This is a genomic window from Bradyrhizobium sp. CCGB12, from assembly GCF_024199845.1.
In the GTDB taxonomy this organism is placed as follows: domain Bacteria; phylum Pseudomonadota; class Alphaproteobacteria; order Rhizobiales; family Xanthobacteraceae; genus Bradyrhizobium.
Genome location: NZ_JANADO010000001.1, coordinates 1364822 through 1384963 on the forward strand (window position 1 = coordinate 1364822; position 20142 = coordinate 1384963).

The 20142-nt window shown below is 65.3% G+C and carries 17 protein-coding genes; 11 read left to right on the forward strand and 6 right to left on the reverse strand.

The genetic code is table 11. The features are described from left to right. Positions 1 to 91: 91 nt before the first annotated feature. On the reverse strand, positions 92 to 2071 hold the full coding sequence (locus NLM27_RS06350; RefSeq protein ID WP_254142540.1) for a PAS domain-containing sensor histidine kinase: 1980 nt from the start codon (positions 2069 to 2071) through the stop codon (positions 92 to 94). Between the two features lie 292 nt (positions 2072 to 2363). On the opposite strand from NLM27_RS06350, the gene thiD reads away from it, so the two are divergent. The 4 genes from thiD to NLM27_RS06370 all read left to right on the forward strand — a co-directional run bounded on the left by thiD (position 2364) and on the right by NLM27_RS06370 (position 6350). Beyond that, positions 2364 to 3164 carry a bifunctional hydroxymethylpyrimidine kinase/phosphomethylpyrimidine kinase gene (gene thiD / locus NLM27_RS06355; RefSeq protein ID WP_254142541.1) on the forward strand — a complete coding sequence of 267 codons (801 nt, stop codon included), beginning with the start codon at positions 2364 to 2366 and terminating at the stop codon, positions 3162 to 3164. Positions 3165 to 3370: 206 nt separating this feature from the next. Continuing rightward, complete coding sequence (locus tag NLM27_RS06360; RefSeq protein ID WP_212290993.1) at positions 3371 to 4183, forward strand: UDP-2,3-diacylglucosamine diphosphatase; 813 nt, start codon at positions 3371 to 3373, stop codon at positions 4181 to 4183. A 13-nt stretch (positions 4184 to 4196) separates the two neighbouring features. Continuing rightward, positions 4197 to 5240 carry a glycosyltransferase family 1 protein gene (locus NLM27_RS06365; RefSeq protein WP_254142542.1) on the forward strand — a complete coding sequence of 348 codons (1044 nt, stop codon included), beginning with the start codon at positions 4197 to 4199 and terminating at the stop codon, positions 5238 to 5240. A gap of 126 nt (positions 5241 to 5366) precedes the next feature. After that, complete coding sequence (locus NLM27_RS06370) at positions 5367 to 6350, forward strand: threonine/serine dehydratase (protein ID WP_254142543.1); 984 nt, start codon at positions 5367 to 5369, stop codon at positions 6348 to 6350. Between the two features lie 259 nt (positions 6351 to 6609). On the opposite strand, the gene NLM27_RS06375 is transcribed toward NLM27_RS06370, so the two are convergent. Together NLM27_RS06375 and NLM27_RS06380 are read right to left on the reverse strand one after the other, a co-directional pair. Next, positions 6610 to 8397 carry a caspase family protein gene (locus NLM27_RS06375; protein ID WP_254142544.1) on the reverse strand — a complete coding sequence of 596 codons (1788 nt, stop codon included), beginning with the start codon at positions 8395 to 8397 and terminating at the stop codon, positions 6610 to 6612. A 155-nt stretch (positions 8398 to 8552) separates the two neighbouring features. Continuing rightward, positions 8553 to 8975 carry a VOC family protein gene (locus NLM27_RS06380; RefSeq protein WP_254142545.1) on the reverse strand — a complete coding sequence of 141 codons (423 nt, stop codon included), beginning with the start codon at positions 8973 to 8975 and terminating at the stop codon, positions 8553 to 8555. Between the two features lie 107 nt (positions 8976 to 9082). Between NLM27_RS06380 and NLM27_RS06385 the strand changes: the two genes are divergently transcribed. Next, positions 9083 to 9442: a hypothetical protein gene (locus tag NLM27_RS06385; RefSeq protein ID WP_254148765.1), complete on the forward strand. Its 360-nt coding sequence runs from the start codon at positions 9083 to 9085 to the stop codon at positions 9440 to 9442. 254 nt (positions 9443 to 9696) lie between these two features. Here the strand turns inward: NLM27_RS06385 and NLM27_RS06390 are convergent, their stop codons facing one another. Next, on the reverse strand, positions 9697 to 11088 hold the full coding sequence (locus NLM27_RS06390) for a hypothetical protein (RefSeq protein ID WP_254142546.1): 1392 nt from the start codon (positions 11086 to 11088) through the stop codon (positions 9697 to 9699). A gap of 75 nt (positions 11089 to 11163) precedes the next feature. On the opposite strand from NLM27_RS06390, the gene NLM27_RS06395 reads away from it, so the two are divergent. After that, on the forward strand, positions 11164 to 12360 hold the full coding sequence (locus NLM27_RS06395) for a major facilitator superfamily domain-containing protein 6 (protein WP_254142547.1): 1197 nt from the start codon (positions 11164 to 11166) through the stop codon (positions 12358 to 12360). Here the strand turns inward: NLM27_RS06395 and dgcA are convergent. Further along, positions 12330 to 13325 (reverse strand): N-acetyl-D-Glu racemase DgcA, encoded by a 996-nt coding sequence (gene dgcA / locus NLM27_RS06400; RefSeq protein WP_254142548.1) that lies wholly within the window; start codon positions 13323 to 13325, stop codon positions 12330 to 12332. The genes NLM27_RS06395 and dgcA overlap by 31 nt on opposite strands. Positions 13326 to 13468: 143 nt before the next feature. Between dgcA and NLM27_RS06405 the strand changes: the two genes are divergently transcribed. From NLM27_RS06405 to NLM27_RS06415, 3 genes are read left to right on the forward strand one after another with little or no spacing between them, the layout of a single operon-like run. Then, positions 13469 to 14602 (forward strand): ABC transporter permease, encoded by a 1134-nt coding sequence (locus NLM27_RS06405; RefSeq protein WP_254142549.1) that lies wholly within the window; start codon positions 13469 to 13471, stop codon positions 14600 to 14602. A gap of 2 nt (positions 14603 to 14604) precedes the next feature. Then, the gene (locus NLM27_RS06410; protein WP_035707844.1) at positions 14605 to 15387 is read left to right on the forward strand and encodes an ABC transporter ATP-binding protein; all 783 of its coding nucleotides are present in this window, start codon (positions 14605 to 14607) and stop codon (positions 15385 to 15387) included. A 21-nt stretch (positions 15388 to 15408) separates the two neighbouring features. Continuing rightward, positions 15409 to 16284, forward strand: a complete 876-nt coding sequence (locus tag NLM27_RS06415) for an MlaD family protein (protein WP_254142550.1) — start codon at positions 15409 to 15411, stop codon at positions 16282 to 16284. Positions 16285 to 16464: 180 nt separating this feature from the next. Here NLM27_RS06415 and NLM27_RS06420 read toward each other — a convergent pair whose 3' ends face one another. Then, on the reverse strand, positions 16465 to 18075 hold the full coding sequence (locus NLM27_RS06420) for an IS1182 family transposase (protein WP_254142551.1): 1611 nt from the start codon (positions 18073 to 18075) through the stop codon (positions 16465 to 16467). A 311-nt stretch (positions 18076 to 18386) separates the two neighbouring features. Here NLM27_RS06420 and NLM27_RS06425 point away from each other — a divergent pair, with 311 nt between their 5' ends. Together NLM27_RS06425 and mctP are read left to right on the forward strand one after the other, a co-directional pair. Next, positions 18387 to 18563, forward strand: coding sequence for a DUF3311 domain-containing protein (locus NLM27_RS06425; protein WP_254142552.1), 177 nt, complete (start codon positions 18387 to 18389; stop codon positions 18561 to 18563). Continuing rightward, a complete protein-coding gene (gene mctP / locus NLM27_RS06430; protein ID WP_254142553.1) occupies positions 18553 to 20043 on the forward strand; it encodes a monocarboxylate uptake permease MctP in 1491 nt (496 codons plus the stop codon). The genes NLM27_RS06425 and mctP overlap by 11 nt, the downstream gene beginning before the upstream one ends. Positions 20044 to 20142: the final 99 nt, after the last annotated feature.

A 20142-nucleotide genomic window follows, 5' to 3' on the forward strand; every position in this document is an offset into this window, starting at 1 on the left:
AAAGCACATCTGGCCGGCTAATAGGCCAAACCCGCTCGGATTTAGCAAGCGGCCGGCCGCCTGCACAAGCCGCCAGGCGCAGGTCCGGCGCTCAGGAGGCGACCGGCGCCGCCGCGAATGCGTCCCTGAGCCGCTGTGCGAGCTCGGACTTGCGATAGGGCTTGGCCAGCACGATCGATTGCGCATGCGCGCGGCCCTGCTCGACCAGGGTCTCCAGCGCATAGCCCGAGGTGAACAGGACGGGCAGGCCCGGGCGAATCCGCCGCGCCTGATCGGCAAGCTCCCAGCCGCTCATGCCGCCGGGCATCACGATGTCGGTGAACAGCATGTCGATGCCGGGGTCGGTGCGCAGCTGCTGCAAGGCCTCCTTGCCGTTGATCGCCGCAACGACGCGATATCCGAGGGCTTCCACCCTGCGAATGACGGAGGAGCGAACGAACGGATCGTCCTCGGCGATCAGAATCGTCTCGTATCCCCTCGGTGCCGCGTCCTCGCCTTCCGCAAGGTCGGCCTGTGATTGTCCCGCGGCGGCGCGCGGCAGGTAGATCCGGACCGTGGTCCCAAGGCCCGTCTCGCTGTAGATCGAGACATGGCCGTCGGATTGCCTGGCGAAGCCATAGACCATGCTGAGGCCGAGGCCGGAGCCCTTGCCGACCTCCTTGGTGGTGAAGAACGGCTCGAAGGCGCGCGCGATGACTTCAGGCGTCATGCCTTCGCCATCGTCGGTGACAGAGATCATCGCGTAGCTGCCGGAGGCGACTTCGGGGTGCAGGACGCGATAGTCGTCGTCGATCGCGGTCAGCTCCGTGCTCAGCGTCAAATGTCCTCCTGATGGCATGGCATCCTGCGCGTTGAGCGCGAGATTGAGCACGGCGGATTCGAGCTGGGCGCGATCGGCAAAGGCCATGATCGTGCCGGAGCCGGAGCTCGTCCTGATCTCGATGTCCTCACGCAACGTGCGCTTGAGCAGCTTGAACATGGAATCGAGCAGGCCGCGGCAATCGATCATCTGCGGCTGGAGCAGCTGGCGGCGGCTGAATGCGAGCAGTCGCTGCGTCAGCTCCGCGCCCCGTTCGCCCGACTGGCAGATGTCGTCGGCAAACCGCTTGAGGTCGGGCCGCGCCTTGAGCTGCTCACCGAGGTGCTCGGCGTTGCCGATGATCACAGTCAACAGGTTGTTGAAATCGTGAGCGATGCCGCCGGAGAGCTGACCGACTGTCTCCATCTTCTGCGCCTGCTGCAGCTGCTGCTCGGTCAGCTTGCGCGCGGAAAGGTCGTGGATGATGCCGACGAAGATCAATTCGCCGTCCTGCCGCGCCTTTCCGACCGACAGGTCCATCGGAAAGGTCGATCCATCCTTGTGCAGGCCGACGGCCTCGCCGCCGGTCGCGAAATGCTTCGTGCGGCTGCCGGACTCTGCGCCCGCCCCGGGCATCAGCATCCTGGCGTCCTGGCCCATCACCTCGTCGGCCTTGTAGCCGAACAGGCGCTCGCAGGCCGGATTGAACAGCAGGATGCGATCCTGCTCATCGAACAGGATGACGCCGTCGACCGCGGTCTCGACGATGGCGGTGAGGCGCGCCACGCTGTCGCGCATCGCGCGCTGGGCCTCGCCGACCTGCTGGAGCAGGAGCGTCGCGTCCCGGCTCTTGATTTCCTCTTCCTCGAGCGCGGCCTGGACCTGCTGGAGCTCGAACGGAGAGGGAATCGTCAGGATCCTCGGCAGCAGCGGCCAGAGCGCAGCGGCGGTGAAGACGGACGCGACCGCCGTTGCCGCCTTGACGAGGCCCTCGATGCCATAGATCGGGACCCAGAGCGTGTAGATCGACAGCACATGGGTCAGGCCGCACGCCATGATGAAGATTGCGAACGCCCAGTAGACCCAACCGAATTTGAGGTCGCGCCGCTTGGTGACGAGGATCGCGAGGGCAAACGGAATCGAAAAATAGGCGGCCGCGATGCAGGCGTCGGAAACGACATGGAGCCAGATCAATTCGGGTTCCCACAACAGGCAGATGCCGTGCGGCGACAGCATCGAGGAGTCGAGGAGACGTTCAAGATAGGCCCACATAGTTCCACCCGGGAAAACGTGCGAGCCGGGGGCGGCTCGCGCAATTGGCGTCGCTGGACGATTTCACCACCTAACGTCTCACTCATCGGCGAGGACGCCAAGGGCAGGCTATCAAGGCTATGGCGAGGCTCGATTTTTCAAGCCCGCGCGATTGCGGGGGCGACGCCGCCGGTCGCAGACGCATGGCGCCGCCGCGAATCATCGTCGCTGCACCTCGTCGCGCTTGCTGGGGTTCCACGGTCGCGCTAGGACAGGCCATGGCGACGTCCGTATCAAGCAAATGCATCCCGCGATGACGACCCCGGTCGCACTCACCATCGCCGGCTCCGATTCGAGCGGCGGCGCCGGCATCCAGGCGGACCTGAAGACTTTTGCCGCGCTCGGCGTCTATGGCGCTTCCGCCATCACCGCGCTGACGGCACAGAACACGCGCGGCGTCACCGGCATCCACGCGGTGCCGGCGGATTTCGTCACCGCCCAGATCGATGCGGTGTTTTCCGATCTCGATGTCGGTGCTGTGAAGATCGGCATGGTGGCCCAGGTCGCCAGCATCGACGCGATCGCGGCCGCGCTGTCGCGCTGGGCGCCCCGCCACGTGGTGCTCGATCCCGTGATGGTGGCGACCTCAGGCGACCGGCTGCTGGCCGCCGAGGCCGTCGCAGCGTTGCGCACGAGGCTGATACCGCTGGCCTCGGTGATCACGCCGAACCTGCCCGAGGCCGCCGCGCTGCTCGACGAGCCGGTCGCGGCTAGCGAGGCCGCGATCGAAAGCCAGGGGCGCCGCCTGCTGGCGCTCGGCTGCCGTGCAGTCCTGGTCAAAGGCGGGCACGGCGAGGGCGAGGAGAGCACCGACTATCTTGTCGATGCCGACAACACCATCGCGCTGGCTGCGCCCCGCATCGCCACTGGGAACACCCATGGCACCGGCTGCTCGCTGTCGTCGGCGGTCGCGGCGGGGTTGGCCAAGGGCGACAACCTCGAGCAGGCCGTGCGCCATGCCAAGGCCTGGATCAGTGCGGCGATCGGAGCCGCTGACCGTTTCAGCGTCGGTCACGGCCACGGGCCGATCCATCATTTCCACAGATTCTACTGACGCCGGCTTTGCGCGGCCCGCTCGTTAAGCAAAATCAATGCGGTTCCCGTATCCTTGCGGGGACCCCTGCGGCGCCATGTCGCCTGATTGTCGCATGCGACTGATATTCGCGGGGCAGGGCGAGGCAAGCGTGATTCGTATCTGAGGGTGCCTCAAGGGTTCAATCGGTCATCCCCCTGTCACGGGACATTGTTACAGGCTGGCGCATGGGAAGTTACGATGTGAGTGACGAGAGCCCGGAGCGGCGCTTTCGCACGTTGTTCATCTCCGACGTTCATCTCGGAGCCCGCGGTTCTCAAGCCGATCTTCTGCTGGACTTCCTGCGCTACCACGATGCCGACACCATCTATCTCGTCGGGGACATCGTCGACGGCTGGGCGCTGAAATCGAGCTGGCACTGGCCGCAATCGCACAACGACCTCGTCCAGAAGCTGCTGCGCAAGGCGCGCAAGGGCGCCAAGGTCATCTACATTCCCGGCAATCACGACGAATTCCTGCGCAACTATTACGGCACGCATTTCGGCGGCATCGACGTCGTCGAGAACACCGTCCATACCGGCGTCGACGGCAAGCGCTATCTCGTCATCCACGGCGACATCTTCGATCTCGTGGTGCAGAACGCGCGCTGGCTCGCCCATCTCGGCGACAAGGCCTACGACTTCGCGATCCAGATGAATCGCTTCGTCAACTTCTTCCGCCGCCTGTTCGGCGTGCCCTATTGGTCGCTGTCGCAATGGGCCAAGCAGAAGGTCAAGAACGCCGTCAATTATATCGGCGCGTTCGAGCAGGCGCTCGCCGCCGAGGCGCGGCGCCACGATGCCGACGGCGTGATCTGCGGCCACATCCACTACGCCGTGATCCGCGACGAAGGCGGCATCCGCTACATGAACTGCGGCGACTGGGTCGAGAGCTGCACCGCGCTGGTCGAGCACGACGACGGCCATTTCGAGATCATCACCTGGGCGGATCAATTGCAGAAGCCGGCACAAGTCCCGCAGGTCGCAGCCAGAGCTGCATAACAAGGGCCGCTTGATGCGCATTCTGGTCGCGACCGACGCCTGGCACCCGCAAGTCAACGGTGTGGTTCGGACGCTGACCAAGCTCGCTGACGCCGGCCAAAGCCTCGGCGTCGAATTCAGCTTCCTCACCCCACAATCGTTCCGCACCTTTGCGATGCCGAGCTATCGCGACGTGCGTCTGGCGATGCCACGCCCGGCGCGGATCGCAAAGCTGATCGAGGAAGCGCGTCCGGACAGCATCCACATCGCGACGGAAGGGCCGATCGGCCTGATGGTCCGCCGCTACTGCCGCCAGCGCAAGCTGCCGTTCACGACCAGCTTCCACACCCGCTTTCCCGAATATGTCCGCGCCCGGGTGCCGGTGCCGAGCTCGCTGATCTGGCGGGCGCTGCGCCGCTTCCACAGTCCCAGCCGCGCCGTGATGGCGGCAACGCCCGCGCTCGCTCGCGAGCTCGGCGAGCGTGGTTTCGACAATGTCGTGCTGTGGCCGCGCGGTGTCGACACGCATCTATTCCATCCTCGTGCCATCGATCTGTGCCTGCCGGCGCCGGTGTTCCTGTCGGTCGGACGCGTGGCGGTGGAGAAGAATCTCGAGGCCTTCCTCGATCTCGACCTGCCCGGCACCAAGGTCATCGTCGGCGACGGTCCGGCGCGTGCCGCGCTCGAAGAGGCCTATCCCGATGCGATCTTCCTCGGCGAGAGGCACGGCGAGGCGCTGGCGGAAATCTACGCTGCGGCCGACGTCTTCGTGTTCCCGAGCAAGACCGACACGTTCGGCCTGGTCCTGCTGGAAGCGCTCGCGAGCGGCCTGCCGGTGGCCGCCTTCCCGGTGAAGGGGCCCCGCGACGTGATCGGCAATGCGCCGGTCGGGGCCCTCGATCACGATCTCCGCAACGCCTGCTTCGCGGCGCTCGACATTTCGCGGCAGGACTGCGTCGCCTTCGCCACCAACTACACCTGGGAGGCTTCGGCCCGGGCCTTTGTGGACAGTATCGAGGCGGTGGGCGCGGTGCTGCCGGGCCGGAACGGCGCGGAACAGGCTCGGTTTGTCGCCTGACGGGGATAGATTCATGTTTGACGCGTTTTCTTGACGCGAACCGGTGTCCACTTCGCTCGAAAACGCTTCTGAATCCTCGCGTGGAGGTGTCTTGCCCGGGCCTCATCGGCCGCGATAAAGTCGGCCATGACCGAACAGCTCCTCCCGGTCGGCCCCGCCGACATCGACGCCGCAGCGCGCGTGATCGCGCCCTACGCCATCCGCACCCCGCTGTTGTCCTTTCCCGTGCTCAACGAGCGCGTCGGCGCGAAGGTCTTCCTGAAGCCGGAGATGCTTCAGCGCACCGGCTCCTTCAAGTTCCGCGGCGCCTTCAACAAGGTGTTCTCGATCCCGCAGGACAAGCGCGCCGGCGGCGTCGTCGCGTTCTCCTCCGGCAATCACGCCCAGGGCGTGGCGGCGGCGGCCAAGATCCTGGACATGCAGGCGACCATCGTGATGCCGGCGGATGCGCCGCTGTCGAAGCGTGAGCGCACCAAATCCTACGGCGCCGAGGTCGTGCTGTATGATCGCGACCGCGACGACCGCGAGGCGATCTCGCGCGGCATTGCCGAGAAGCGCGGCGCGACGCTGGTCAAGCCGTACGACGATCCCTTCGTGATTGCGGGGCAGGGCACTGCCGGCCGCGAGATCGCGGAGGATATGGCGGGCTTAGGCCTTGCCCCCGACATCGTGGTGGCGCCGGCCTCCGGCGGCGGCCTGATCGCTGGTGTCGCGACCGCCGTGAAGGCGCGCTATCCGCTAGCCGAGATCGTCGTGGCCGAGCCCGAGGCGTTCGACGATCACGGCATTTCGCTGACCGCAGGCCACCGCGAGCCGCATCCGCCGGCCGGCCGCACCATCTGCGATGCGCTGATGGCCCTGATGCCCGGCGAGATGACGTTTGCGATCAACAGCAAGCTGCTCGCGCGCGGCGTCACCGCATCGGACAAGGAAGTCGGCGCGGCCGTCGCCTTCGCCTATCGCGAGCTGAAGCTCGTGGTCGAGCCCGGCGGCGCGGTCGGCCTTGCCGCGCTGCTCGCCGGGCGCCTCGACGTCGCCGGCAAGAACGTCGTCATCGTGCTCTCCGGCGGCAATGTCGACGCCGATCTGTTCGCCGAGCTGGTGGCCTGAGTTTCTGATCGTTTGAAACTCAAAAGGGGCAGAGCGTTGGCGCTCTGCCCCTTTTGTTTTTGTCGATTGGCGGCTTCGTACTTTCCACTTGCTCGGTGCAACCTCTCCCGCTTGCGGGGGAGGTCGGCGCGAAGCGCCGGGTGGGGGCTTTCTCCAAACGGGGATACTCTCGGTAAGTCGCTAACTGCCCCATTGCGGAGAAACCCTCTCCCCAACCCTCTCCCGCAAGCGGGAGAGGGAGGGCACCTTCTTCGTGACCTCAGTGCATGAAGCTCCGGCGGTTGTTGCCGCCACCGTTGTTACCCTGCGCCTGGTTCATCGACTGGCGGAAGTTGTTGTTGCCGTTGTTGACGATGCGGTTGGTTGGGTTGAACTGCGGACGCTTGTTCTGCACGTTGTTCTGCACCTGCACCTTGTTCGCCGGATTGTTGTTGATCTTCACGCCGTTGGTGATGCGGATCGGGTGGTTCTGCGTCTGAACGTTGGTCGGCTTCGACTCGACGTTCGCGCCACCCTTGCCGACATTCACCGGCACGCTCACGATCTTGCCCGGCTTGCCGTTGCCGCCATTCTGCGTGGTGTTGGTCGCAGGCAAGGTCACGATCTTGCCGGTGCCACCATTGGTGTTGGTCGTGTTGGTCGGCGCAGGCAGGGTGATGATCTTGCCCGGGGTCTGCGACGGCGTGCCGTTCGGCTGCTTGCTGCCCGAGGGCAGGTTGACGATCTGTCCGCCATTGCCGAGCTTGCCGATGTTGCCGTCGATCGGCTTCTGCACGACCGGCAGATTGCCACCCACCTGCGCACCGCCATTGCCCTGCAGCAGCGGCATGTACTTGGGCTGGCCGAGATTGCCGACCTTGAAGGTCGGGGCAATGTTCTGCGGCGCCAGGAACTTGGTCGCCTGCATCAGGGGGATCAGCTTCGGCTGGGCTTCGAGCTTCAGCGCGACCTGCGCATAGGGGGTGTTGCCGTAGCTGTTGTAGAAGTTCTTGTAGCCGAGCGGCGAGTTCGCGAGCACCGCCTTGTGCCAGGCCTGCGAGAGCAGGAGATTGTTGAGCAGCCAGCGGACGTGGTCGCACAGCGGGTCGTGCGGATACATCTGGATGAACTCCTGATAGTACTCCGGCCGGCCCTCGGACACGACGTAGTCATAGGCCTGACGGGTCGAGCGGCTCGGCAGGTTGGAAGCCATCTGCACCACCGGTGCATTCACCGGCACGCGGTTGGCGGCAATTGCGGTGTCGCCGAAGAAGGTGAAGTCGGAGGTCAGCGACGAACTTTCCCACGGGATCTGCGCGCCGCTGGTGGTCTGGTTCACCTGAAGCCGCACGCGCTTGAACAGCTGCTCGATCGGCACGTTGGGCTCGCGCGCGACGTTCAGGAACGCCTGGGTATAGGGGCTGTGGCCGCCGGTGCCGTCGAGCGCTTCAGCGCCCGGCGCAGTCGAGTAGCCGACGATCGAGCCGTTCGGCGCATCGACGATTGCCAAGCCGCGACCGGCGTCGTTGACCTCAGGGAACGGGTTGTTGCGGCAGGCATCGAGGATGACGATGCGCATGCGGCTCGGGATCGTCTCCAGCGTCGACATCACGTCGACCAGACGCACCGAATTGTTGACGAGCTCGGTCGGGCTGGAGACCTTGGCATCGACGGGAACGAGATAGTTCTCACCGGCGAGCTGCACGCCGTGACCGGCGTAATAGACCATCGCCACCGTGTTCGGGCCACGCGAAGCGACCTTGGCGGAAAAGTCCTGCACCACGCGCAGCATGTCGTTCTGGGTCAAATCGGTCGCGGCGACAACCTCGAAGCCGGCCGAGTTCAGGAACTGCGCCATCGATTGCGCGTCATTGTCGGGGTTTTCGAGCTGCGGCGCGTTCCGGTAGTTGGCATTGCCGATCACCAGCGCCACCCGTTGCTCCGGCCCTTGCAGCGCGGTGGGGGCGGGCTGGACCGGGGCGACTTGCGCGGAAACGGGCCCGCAGGCGAAGCCGAACAGGCTTCCCAGCAGGCTAGCCGTCATCAGGAAAGGTCTCAGGCGGAACATGGCGTGCTCCTTTGGCACTCATCTCGATGCGAGATTGGTTGCGAGGAAGCTTGGCCGCGTTCGAGTTTGCAGTCCGTGATCCCTGTCACCATGGTCGGCTGCGTGATCTGAATCACGTTGGGGCTATGGCTGCTTTCTGATCAGGAAGGGCGTGATCAGCTGGATTGGCGTATCAGCTCCGAAGGCCAGCCGATCCGGACCAGAAGACCGTCCGGCCCGTTGATGCCGACTTCATACATCCCCCATTCGCGGTGGCGCAGAACACCACCCGGCCGAATGATCAGGTCGTCCACGCGCGCGGCAATGGCCTCGACGTCGGGCGTGCGAATGAAGACGCCGAAGGGATTGTGCTCAGGCACCCGCCACGGGTCGTCCCCGGCCTGTGTGAGATGTACCTCGCAGCCCCAGCCTCTCATGATGACGTAGCCGGCGTCACCGCCTGCGCGCGCGAAGCCGAGGCGTTCCCAGAACGGAATTGCAGCGGCAAGGTCGTTGCTCGGAATGATGGCGAAGGCGCCGACAGGCGGGGTTTGGGACATTCGCTCACTCCGGAAAGGCAAATTGTCAGCAGCGCTCATGCTGCACCTTGCAAGCTTATCGGGAGAGCACGGTGAATCGAAGCGCCGAAAAGTCTCCCACTCGAATTTGAATGGTCTTCCTGCATTCGACTGTTTATGGTCGATCCATGTCGCGCCTTATGTGTCTATCCGTTGCTATCATCCTGTCGCTGCTGCCGGCCGTCGCGCCTGCGGAGCCAGCTCAAAAGCGCCCCAAGCCGGTTTGGAAAGGCTACGGCTTCCTGCCGGGCTATCGTCAGCCGCTGAGCAATGCCATTCCGCTCTACAAGCAGAAGGATGCCATGCGGCGCCTTGCCCGCAACGATCGCCGCCACTGGTACATCGACCCGGTTCCTCAGTATTACCGTTGGAATGGCGAGTGGCGCTATTTCGGCCGCCCCGGCTTTGACGGCGGCCGCTACAATGGCGGCAGTTTCGGTCCGTGCTGGACGCGCACGCCGATCGGGCCGATCTGGAATTGCGGGTGATGGGCTGAACGCAGCGGCTAGTCCGTCATTGCGAGGAGCGAAGCGACGAAGCAATCCAGAGCCTTTCCGCGGAAAGATTCTGGATTGCTTCGCTGCGCTCGCAATGACGAGATTGTGGATGCACATGCGCGTCCCAATGTTGGTCGTCATGCCTGGGCTTGTCCCGGGCATCCACGTCTTTCCCAATCGCGGATGCGCGTGGATGGCCGGGACAAGCCCGGCCATGACGGAGAGGCCAGCTTGCCGCTCGCTCCTTACGAGAAGAACGCGATCTTCTCGGCCTGGGTCATGCGGCGGATCGGTGCGAGCGGGTCGTTGGCCGCCGCGCGGGGCCTTTGCAGGATTCCGCTGGCGAGGATGGTGGCGCCGAGGGAGGGCTCTGGCAAGGACGTGGACAAGGGCGAGGGCATCGGCAGTGTCGCGCTCGGCGCTGCCGCGAGTGTAGCCGTCGCGGCCATGCCCGGAGCCGGCTGCTCCATCACCTCGGCGGCGGCCTCCGCAATGGCGTCGGTGAGGCGTGCGAGCGAGTCCATCGCGATTGGCGCGTCCGCGGCGGGCTCTTCCGCGACCGCTGCGACGACCGGCGCAGGCGTGATCGGCTCCGGGATCTCGGCGGCAACGGGCGCTGCGACCTCCGCGGCCATCGGTTCCGGCGTTGCGGCGGCCATCTCGACCGGCTCGATGATCTCGTCGAACTCCGGATCGGGTGCGGCCATCTCCAGCGCGATCGCTTCGAGTATGGCTTCGTCTTCGGCTTCCGCGGCGGCATCGAGCGCAAACTCGTCGGTCGCCGCCGCGAGGGCGACAGGCTCTTCAAGAGCGACCTCTTCAACCGCGACATTGTCGCGCGTGCTCTCGCTTGCGGGGGCAATCTCCGGCACGACGGCCGCATCCATAGCCTGTTCGGCCATTGCGAACGCTTCAGCGCTGCCGGCTTCTTGAACGGCTGCTTCGGGCTCGTGAGCCGCTGCGATGTCTTGCGGCGTCTCCGTAAAAGCCAGGGGCGCTTCGCTGGCCATCGGGACCGCCACCGGCGGAGCTTCCGCGACGGGCGGCGGTGTTTCCTGCGCAGGCGCCGGCGAGGATGGTTGCGCGGCTTGCGGCATTGCGTCGCCATCGAGCTGCTCGACCCGATCCCTCAGCAGATCGAAGGCGGCCTTGAGCTCGACGCGGGGGTCGATGGTCGATATCTGGCCGCAGGCGGCCTCGATCGAGGCGAGCTGCGAATCAATGAGGTCGCAGATTCGCCCGTCGGCGCCGATCTCGCGCCAGCGCCAGGAGATCTCCTTGATGATGCGCACCCCGCGCGGGATCGGCGCGAGGCTCGCCTCCATCGCCGCGGGATCGAACGCCGCGATCGCGATCGTCTCGGCTTCGCGGATGGCGCGACGGATCTCGACCAGCGCCTCGGGCAGGCGGTCCTCGACGACAGGTTGTCGCTGTGCCGCAAGGGTTTCTTCGATCTTCGCGACCGCATCGAGCACCATGGCTGTGTCGGCATTGCGGTTGCGCTTGGCGTATTCGCCGAGGAACCAGCGGCCGCGCGCGGTCTCCATGAACGCTTCGCGGATCGCGTCGTAATCCTGCTCGTTCGGCTCGGCCGCGCGGGCAGACATGGGCGAGAGGGCGAATGCTTCGTTGGCCATGACAATCTCGTCGCGCAAATCACTACGCGTTACAGTAACGATCACCACGATATCGACCGAATCGCAATTGGTTTGATGGCACCCGAATCACAAATCCCCATTGCAGCAAGCGTGAAGCGGCGATTCGCCGTGAGCCTTGCCCTGTTCTATTCGGCCGTCTTCGCGGTCTCGGGCACGCATCTGCCGTTCTTTCCGCTCTGGCTGAAGGCGATCGGCATCGACGCGGCCTGGATCGGGATCATCAACGCGCTGCCGGCGATCACGCGCTTCACCACGCTGCCGCAAGTGACCGCCTTTGCCGAAAAGCGGCAGGCCATTCGCGCCGCCATGATGGTGTCGGTGCTGGCGACGGCGATCGGCTTCACGGCCGTCGGCTTGCAGCAGCAGCCCCTGGCGCTGTTCCTGGTCTATGCGCTGACCTGCATGATGTGGACGCCGACGACCCCGCTCACCGATGCCTATGCGCTGCGCGGCGTTGCCCGCTACGGGCTCGATTACGGGCCGTTGCGGTTGTGGGGCTCGGCGGCCTTCGCCGCCGGCTCGCTCGCCTGCGGCTACCTCGTCGATGTCATCGCGCCGCGCGACCTGATCTGGGTCATCGTCGCATGGGCGGTGGTTGCGGTCGCAGCCAGCCTGCTGCTCCAGCCGCTCGACGATGTCAGGCGCAAGGTTGTGGAGAGGCATGCCGGCAAGGCGCTGCTCCGCGATGCCGGCTTCTGGGCGATCATCGCCTCGGCCGCGCTGATCCAGGGCAGCCACGTCGCCTACTACACGTTCTCCGCCATCAACTGGCAGCTCCATGGGATCAGTGGGCTGACGATCGCGGGGCTGTGGACGCTCGGTGCGATCGCCGAGATCGTCGTGTTCGCGCTGTCGCCGCGCTTCTCGCTGCATCCGTCCTCGCTGATGGCGATCGGTGGTGTGAGCGCGGTCGTGCGCTGGATCGTCACGGCGAACGAGCCGTCGCTTGCGCTGCTCGCGATCGTGCAGCTCGGCCACGGCCTCACCTTCGGCATGACCATCGTCGGCACCATGAATCTCCTGATGCAGCGTGTGCCCTCGCATCAGATCGCGCGGGGGCAGGGCTACTACGCCGCCTGCAGCGGGCTGTTGGGCGCGGCGACCTCGATCGCGTCAGGCGCGATCTACGCCCGCATCGGCGACAACCTGTACTACGTGATGGCCGCGATGGCCGCTGCCGGTGCGCTCGTGATCTGGTCGGCGCGGCATCGGCTCAAGGCTTACCCCCACAGCGAGGCGTCCGGCGGATAGACCAGACTGCCGTCGTAACGTAGCCCGTGATCGCGATCGCGTGCCAGCAGCAGCGGGCCGTCGAGATCGACGAAGCGCGCCTGCGGCGTCACCAGCATGGCCGGGGCCATCGACAGCGAGGTCGCGACCATGCAGCCGATCATGATCTCGAAGCCGAGCGCCTGCGCAGCGTCGGCCATGGCAAGTGCTTCGGTGAGGCCGCCGGTCTTGTCGAGCTTGATGTTCACGGCGTCGTAGCGTTCGCGGAGCGGCGCAAGCGACGAGCGGTCATGCACGCTCTCGTCGGCGCAGACCGCGAGCGGCCGCTTGATCCGCGCCAGTGCCTCGTCCTTGCCCGACGGCAGCGGCTGCTCGACCAGCGTGACGCCGGCCTCCGCGCAGGCGGCGAGGTTGTGCTCCAGATTGGCCTCGGTCCAGGCCTCGTTGGCATCGACGATCAGCTCGGATTCGGGAGCAGCCTTGCGCACCGCCGCGATCCGCATCCCATCGCCGTCGCCGCCGAGCTTGATCTTGAGCAGCGGCCGATGCGCCGCCTTGGCGGTCGCCGCGGCCATGGCCTCGGGCGTCCCTAACGAAATCGTGTAGGCCGTGGTGCGCTCGCCCGGCACGGGGCGGTCCAGCAGGTTCCAGGCGCGCAGGCCCGCCGCCTTGGCCTCGAGGTCGATCAGGGCGCAATCCAGCGCGTTACGGGCCGCTCCCGGCGGCATGGCGGCCTGGAGGGCCTGCCGCGTGAGCCCGCCCGCCACGGCCTGCTGCATGGCCTGGAGTGCCGCCAGCGTCGCCTCCGGTGTCTCGCCGTAGCGGGGATAGGGCACGCACTCGCCACGGCCGGTCAGGCCGTCCCGGCTGACCTCCGCCACCACAGTCACGGCCTCGGTCTTGGCCCCCCGGCTGATGGTAAAGCTGCCGGCGATGGGGAAGCGCTCGATTCGCACCGCCAGGGAGGCAAGTTTCATGGAAGTCATTTTGAACTCTGGCGAAATCTGAACCTGCTGGTTACCTGTAGCAACTAACAATGGCCAGTTGGGGATACCTTCTCTAGGTAAGGGCGCGTGCGCAACCATCCGATTCTATCCGTTTCTTGCGCTTCGGCACGGGAGCGGACATCTTGAACGGCGATCCGAAGCTGGAACGGATTGCCAGGGGCAATGCGCTGGCACTCTGCGCCACCGGGACCTGGACCGCGAGCTTCGCGCCGGTGCTGGAGCGGATGGTGGCCGATGCCGAGAAGCTCGCCGGCAGCCCGCAGAGCATTTTCATCGACGTCTCCGAGGTCGCCAAGCTCGACACCTTCGGCGCCTGGCTGATCGAGCGCTTGCGCCGCAGCCTGACGCAAGGCGCGGTCGAGGCGCAGATCGCGGGGCTCTCCGCCAATTATTCGAGCCTGGTCGACGAGGTGCGGCGCGTGCGGGCGACCCCCGTGATCGACAGCAGCCCGATCACCATCACCGGCATGCTGGAGCAGATCGGCCGGGCCGTGGCCGGCGTTGCCGGCACGGTCGCAGGCCTCGTCGACATGCTCGGCGCGGTGCTCGCGGCAGGTTTTCGCGTCCTGATCCATCCGCGCTCGTTCCGCCTGACCTCGACCGTGCACCACATGGAGCAGGTCTGCTGGCGCGCAGTGCCGATCATCGTGCTGATCACCTTCCTGATCGGCTGCATCATCGCCCAGCAGGGCATCTTCCATTTCCGCAGATTCGGCGCCGACATCTTCGTCGTCGACATGCTCGGCGTCCTGGTGCTGCGCGAGATCGGCGTGCTCCTGGTCGCGATCATGGTCGCGGGCCGTTCGGGCAGCGCCTACACCGCCGAGCTCGGCTCGATGAAGATGCGCGAGGAGATCGACGCGCTGCGCACCATGGGCTTCGACCCGATCGAGGTCCTGGTGCTGCCGCGCATGATGGCCCTCGTGCTCGCGCTGCCGATCCTCGCTTTCCTCGGCGCGATGGCCGCGCTCTATGGCGGCGGCCTGGTCGCCTGGCTCTATGGCGGCGTCGAGCCGGAGGCCTTCTTGTTGCGCCTGCGCGACGCCATCTCGATCGATCATTTCATCGTCGGCATCGTCAAGGCGCCGGTGATGGCCGCCGTGATCGGCATCGTCGCCTGCGTGGAAGGTCTCGCCGTGCAGGGCAGCGCGGAATCGCTGGGTCAGCACACGACGGCGTCGGTGGTGAAGGGCATCTTCTTCGTCATCGTCATGGACGGCGTGTTCGCCATCTTCTTCGCCTCGATCGGGATGTGACGATGGCAAAAGAAGCTCAGAGCGAGATTCAAAACCCCATCATCCGCGTCCGCGACATCACCGTGCAGTTCGGCGCAACGCGCGTGCTCGACGGCCTCAACCTCGACGTCAAGCGCGGCGAGATCCTTGGCTTCGTCGGTCCCTCCGGCGCCGGCAAGTCGGTGCTGACGCGCACCATCATCGGGCTCGTGCCGAAGGTCGCAGGCTCCATCGAGGTGTTCGGCGTCGATCTCGATTCCTCCAGCACGTCGCAGCGGCGCAACGTCGAGCGGCGCTGGGGCGTGCTGTTTCAGCAGGGCGCGTTGTTCTCCTCGCTCACGGTGCGCCAGAACATCCAGTTTCCGATGCGCGAATATTTACGCGTCTCGCAGCGCCTGATGGACGAGATCACCATGGCCAAGCTGACCATGGTCGGCCTCAAGCCCGAGGTCGCCGAACGCTTCCCGTCCGAGCTCTCCGGCGGCATGATCAAGCGCGTGGCGCTGGCGCGCGCCTTGTCGCTCGATCCGGATCTGGTGTTCCTGGACGAGCCGACCTCGGGCCTCGACCCGATCGGCGCCGGCGATTTCGACGAGCTGGTCAGGACGCTCCAGCGCACTTTGGGGCTGACCGTTTTCATGGTAACCCACGATCTCGACAGCCTTTACACAGCATGTGACCGCATCGCCGTTTTAGGGAACGGTAAGATCATTGCGGCAGGGTCGATCGCCGACATGCAGGCCTCGCAGCATCCCTGGCTGAGGCAGTATTTCCATGGCAAGCGCGCCCGCGCGGTCATGGGTTGAGCTGAGTAGCCGGAGCACCTGATGGAAACGCGGGCGAATTACGTATTAATCGGCTCGTTCACGTTGGCGGTGATCGCCGCCGCGATCGGCTTCGTGCTGTGGTTTCAGTCGCTGCACACCACCAAGCAGCGCAGCCCCCTGCGCGTCGTATTCGAGGGCCCGGCGGCGGGCCTGCGTAACGGCGGCAGCGTCAATTTCAACGGTATCCGGGTAGGTGAGGTGGTCTCGGTGAAGCTGGACAACCCTCGGCGGGTTGTCGCGCTCGCCATGATCGAGAACAACGCCCCGATCCGCAAGGACACCCTGGTCGGCCTCGAGTTCCAGGGCCTGACCGGCGTTGCCGCGATCTCGCTCAAGGGCGGCGACGAGGCGGCGGCCCCACCGCCGCTCGACCAGGACGGCATCCCGACGCTGACCGCCGACCCCAACAAGCTCCAGGACGTCACCGAGGCGATCCGCGGCACACTTCAGAACATCAACAAGATCGTCGCCGACAATCAGGAATCGGTGAAGAACTCGCTGAAGAACCTCGAGACCTTCACCAACTCGCTCGCCCGTAACTCCGAGAAGATCGACGGCGTGATGGCCAAGGTCGACGGCGTCATGCTCAAGGCCGACAGCCTCATGCTCGGCCTCAATACGCTCGCCGGCGGCAAGGACGGCGGCGAGCTGTTCCAGGCGGTCAAGTCGATCCGCGAGCTCGCCGAGGATTTCGACAAGCGCTCCGGCGCGCTGATGTCCGACGGCCGCCGCACCCTCGGCGACATCAGTCGCGCCGTGAACAATTTCGACCGCAACCCGACCCGCGTCCTGTTCGGCGCCAGCAACTCATCGCAAGCCGCCCCGCCGCCCGCCGAACCGCCGAGAGCGGCGCCTTCGAACGAGCGCAGGCGGTAGAAGCGCTTCTTCCATTCTCCCACAAGCGGAGAAGGAAGAGCGCTTCTCAGCTGCAATTATCCTTGCGAGAAGTCTGGATTGCTTCGTCGCTTCGCTCCTCGCAATGACGGTGCCTGCGGATGCCAGCCTCGTAGCCCGGATGGAGCGAAGAGGCTGGGCAAGTATTTGTTTGGGCGCGGCTTACGCGGCATATCGGAAAATTGGACGGATTTGGGCTCGGATTGGCGCTGGAGCGGGCCGTATCCGGGTGATGATGTCGGTGATGTCGGTGATGGCGTTGAGCAGCAAGAGTGCCAAATGCGGAAGCCGGCTTGCCAGATAGGCCATGAAGGCGTCGAGGCCGAGAATGCTGAGGACTCGGGAGAAATTGTAGCAAAGCGCCATCAGGCTCCATTCGCCACAGACTTTGTCGAAGCCGCGGACGAGGAAGTGGCGGTAGCCGGCCCGGCATTTGATGGTGCCGAAGGGGTGTTCGGCGAGTTCGGCGCGGCGGCGCATCTGGGCCTCGGCGCCCTGCATCCGCGCGCGATGCCGATCCAGCACCGCTTCATGCTCCCAGCGCTGGACGGTGCGCGTCGGGATCTTGACGGTGACACAGCGCGCGCGCAGCGGGCAGGCGTCGCAATCTGACTTGCGGCTGACATACCTGATCTCGATCCGGTTGCCGTTGGTCTTGCGACCGTCCGTGGGACGCAGCTGCTTGCCGGCGGGACAGCGATAGACATCCGCTTCGGCGTCGTAGGCGAACGCCTCATGGCTGATGCGATCCTGCGCTTCGAGCCGCGTGGTTCGCTTGGCCAGCGGAACGTAGGCGGCAATGCCGTTCTCCTCGCAGTCCTTGAGCGTATGGCCGTTGTAGTAGCCGGTATCGGCGAGAACCGTCAGCGTCTCGACGCCAAGCTCGTCCTTTGCGGCCTTGGCCATGTCGTAAAGCTGGCCGCTATCGTTGCCGTCGTTGACGACCTCGCTCGCCGCGATCAGAGCGTGCTTGTCGTCGACGCCGATCTGAACGTTATAGCCTGCCACCACCTGGCCGTTCTTCGACAACAGGCGGGCATCCGGATCGGTTCGCGACAGCTGCGTCTGCCCGCTCTCCTCCAGTCGTGCCAGATCGGCCTGCAAGCTGGCGCGCTTGGCCATCAACGCCGCCACCTCTTGTGCGAGGTCTCCGCCGCGACTGCCATCGCCTCCGCCATCCCGCCCCGCGGGTGGACGTTCCACCTCGGCGCTGTCGTTGGCCTCGAGCGTGGCACCATAGGCTTCAATATCCTGCTCGATCTCCGCCAGCCGCTTGGCGAGCTTGCGCTGCGTTTTGATGCTCGCCTTGCTGGCGTTGCCATCAAAAAACGCACCGTCGATCGCCACAACCTCTCCGCCAATCAGACCGAGTTCGCGCAGCATCAGCACAAACTCCCGGTTCACCGCCTTGAGCGTCTTCCAGTTCTCCTGGCGGAACTTGGCGATGGTGCGATAGCCCGGCACCAGGCGCTTCATCAGCCAGATCAGTTCCAGATTGCGCCGGGCTTCGCGCTCCAGGTTGCGCGACGACCGGATCCGGTTCAGGTAGCCATAAAGATAAAGCTTCAGCAGGTCGGCCGGGTCATAAGGTGGCTGTCCAGCCCCGCCGCTCGATCCGGCATGGCGGAAGCCAAGCTTCCCGAGGTCAAGCGCTGCAACAAAAGCCTCGATCACCCGAACCGGATTGTCGCCGGCCACATAATCTTCCACCCGCGCCGGCAGAAGGCTCGGCTGATCCCGCCTGACGCCGGTTTTGAAGGTACGATTCGTCATGCCGAATCCTACCTTCACTCGATGTTAGAATCTTGCCCAGTCTCGAAGCGCAATCCGGGGCCTTCCCCGCATTTCGCTCCGCTCCATGCGGGCTACGATCGTTCCTCGCGATGACAAGCTCAACGAAAAACGGAGGCCGCGAGGCCTCCGTCTTCATCCGCCATTCGTGATCTTCACCCTCGCCGATACGAAAGTATGGGGGTCTGACCGAGCCAAGGTAGGGGGAGGGGCTCGCGGTCGTTGTCAGCTATATCGCGCTTAAGTCGCGCTCACGAAAAAGCGCGTCGACTTCACTCACAGGGGAGGAGAGCGTGATACGTCTGTTGCTGCTGTTGCCGTTCATCGGCCTGATGATCGTGCCGTTCTACAATATCCGGGAGCCCCATCTGTTCGGCTTCCCGTTCTTCTATTGGTACCAGCTCGCCTGGGTGCCGCTGACCTCGCTCATCACCTACATCGTCTACAGGAGCGTGCGCCGTGCTGACTAATGTCGATAGCGCGGCATTCGCCGTATTCCTCGCCTTGTTCGTTCTCGTCACCGGCATGGGCTTCGTCGCCTCGCGCTGGCGCAAGCCGGAGACGCTCGCCCATCTCGACGAGTGGGGCCTCGGCGGCCGCAAGTTCGGGACCTGGATCACCTGGTTCCTGGTCGGCGGCGACTTCTACACCGCCTACACCGTGATCGCCGTTCCCGCTCTGGTCTATGCGGTCGGCGCCTACGGATTCTTCGCGCTTCCCTACACCATCATCGTCTACCCCTTCGTGTTCGCGGTGATGCCGGTGCTGTGGAAGGTCGCCAAGGAGCGCGGCTATGTCACCGCGGGCGACGTGGTGCGTGGCGCTTACGGCTCGCGCGGGCTCGAACTCGCCGTCGCGGCCACCGGCGTGCTGGCGACGATGCCCTACATCGCGCTCCAGCTGATCGGCATGGAGGTCGCGATCAAGGCGCTCGGCCTTCACGGCGAGGTGCCGCTGGTTCTCGCCTTCCTGGTGCTGGCGCTCTACACCTATTCGTCGGGCCTGCGCGCCCCGGCGCTGATCGCCTTCGTCAAGGACATCATGATCTACATCGTGGTGATCGCCGCGATTGCGATCGTTCCGTCCAAGCTTGGCGGTTACGGCGCGATCTTCACCGCGGCGGATGCGGCATTTGCCGCAAAGGGCTCGGGCGGGATCCTGTTGTCGCCGGCGCAGATCGTGCCTTATGCCTCGCTGGCGCTGGGCTCGGCGCTCGCCGCCTTCATGTATCCGCACACGCTGACGGGCATCTTCGCGTCCTCGGGCGGCAACACCATTCGCAAGAATGCGATGCTGCTTCCGGCCTACACGCTGCTGCTCGGCCTGCTCGCGCTGCTGGGTTACATGGGGCATGCGGCGGGGTTGAAGCTCGCGAGCAACAACGACGTCGTGCCCGAGCTGTTCAAGACCCTGTTCCCGAGCTGGTTCGCAGGCTTCGCCTTCGCCGCGATCGCGATTGGCGCGCTGGTGCCGGCCGCCGTCATGAGCATTGGCGCCGCCAATCTGTTCACCCGCAACTTCTGGAAGGTGTGGGTCGATCCGAAGGTGACGCCGGCAGGCGAGGCGAAGGTCGCCAAGATCACCTCCATGCTGGTGAAGGTCGGTGCGCTGCTCGCCATCCTCTTGATGCCGACGCAGTTCGCGCTCGACCTGCAATTGCTCGGAGGACTCTGGATCCTCCAGACGCTGCCGGCGCTGGTGTTCGGCCTCTATCTGAACTGGTTCTCGAGCACGGCGCTGCTCGCCGGCTGGGCCGTCGGCCTTGCAGGCGGATCCTGGCTCGCCTGGTCGGACGGGTTGAAGCCGCTCCATACCGTCGATTTCGGCATGGGACCGGTTGCGATCTACACCGGCCTCTTGGCGCTCGCGCTCAACATCGTGGTTGCCGTCGTGGTCAACCTCTTGCTCAAGCGCACGCCGCAGCAACGGCCGTCCCGCGAGGCGGCCTGAGTGAATGCGATCGGCGGCCGGAGCTCGCTTCGGCCGCCGATCGTCTGTCGATGAAATAGCCTTCCATGCGATTGAAAACGCTATAGTATCCGCCCGCGA

What these genes read in the sequence shown, in the direction of transcription:
- NLM27_RS06380 (WP_254142545.1), bottom strand. Translation starts at nt 8,975, where the DNA reads ATGAGCGCTGCTGACAATTTGCCTTTCCGGAGTGAGCGAATGTCCCAA.
- NLM27_RS06360 (WP_212290993.1), top strand. Translation starts at nt 3,371, where the DNA reads ATGGGAAGTTACGATGTGAGTGACGAGAGCCCGGAGCGGCGCTTTCGC.
- NLM27_RS06350 (WP_254142540.1), bottom strand. Translation starts at nt 2,071, where the DNA reads ATGTGGGCCTATCTTGAACGTCTCCTCGACTCCTCGATGCTGTCGCCG.
- dgcA (WP_254142548.1), bottom strand. Translation starts at nt 13,325, where the DNA reads ATGACTTCCATGAAACTTGCCTCCCTGGCGGTGCGAATCGAGCGCTTC.
- NLM27_RS06375 (WP_254142544.1), bottom strand. Translation starts at nt 8,397, where the DNA reads ATGTTCCGCCTGAGACCTTTCCTGATGACGGCTAGCCTGCTGGGAAGC.
- NLM27_RS06410 (WP_035707844.1), top strand. Translation starts at nt 14,605, where the DNA reads ATGGCAAAAGAAGCTCAGAGCGAGATTCAAAACCCCATCATCCGCGTC.
- NLM27_RS06390 (WP_254142546.1), bottom strand. Translation starts at nt 11,088, where the DNA reads ATGGCCAACGAAGCATTCGCCCTCTCGCCCATGTCTGCCCGCGCGGCC.
- NLM27_RS06370 (WP_254142543.1), top strand. Translation starts at nt 5,367, where the DNA reads ATGACCGAACAGCTCCTCCCGGTCGGCCCCGCCGACATCGACGCCGCA.
- NLM27_RS06365 (WP_254142542.1), top strand. Translation starts at nt 4,197, where the DNA reads ATGCGCATTCTGGTCGCGACCGACGCCTGGCACCCGCAAGTCAACGGT.
- thiD (WP_254142541.1), top strand. Translation starts at nt 2,364, where the DNA reads ATGACGACCCCGGTCGCACTCACCATCGCCGGCTCCGATTCGAGCGGC.
- NLM27_RS06395 (WP_254142547.1), top strand. Translation starts at nt 11,164, where the DNA reads ATGGCACCCGAATCACAAATCCCCATTGCAGCAAGCGTGAAGCGGCGA.
- NLM27_RS06415 (WP_254142550.1), top strand. Translation starts at nt 15,409, where the DNA reads ATGGAAACGCGGGCGAATTACGTATTAATCGGCTCGTTCACGTTGGCG.
- NLM27_RS06385 (WP_254148765.1), top strand. Translation starts at nt 9,083, where the DNA reads ATGTCGCGCCTTATGTGTCTATCCGTTGCTATCATCCTGTCGCTGCTG.
- NLM27_RS06420 (WP_254142551.1), bottom strand. Translation starts at nt 18,075, where the DNA reads ATGACGAATCGTACCTTCAAAACCGGCGTCAGGCGGGATCAGCCGAGC.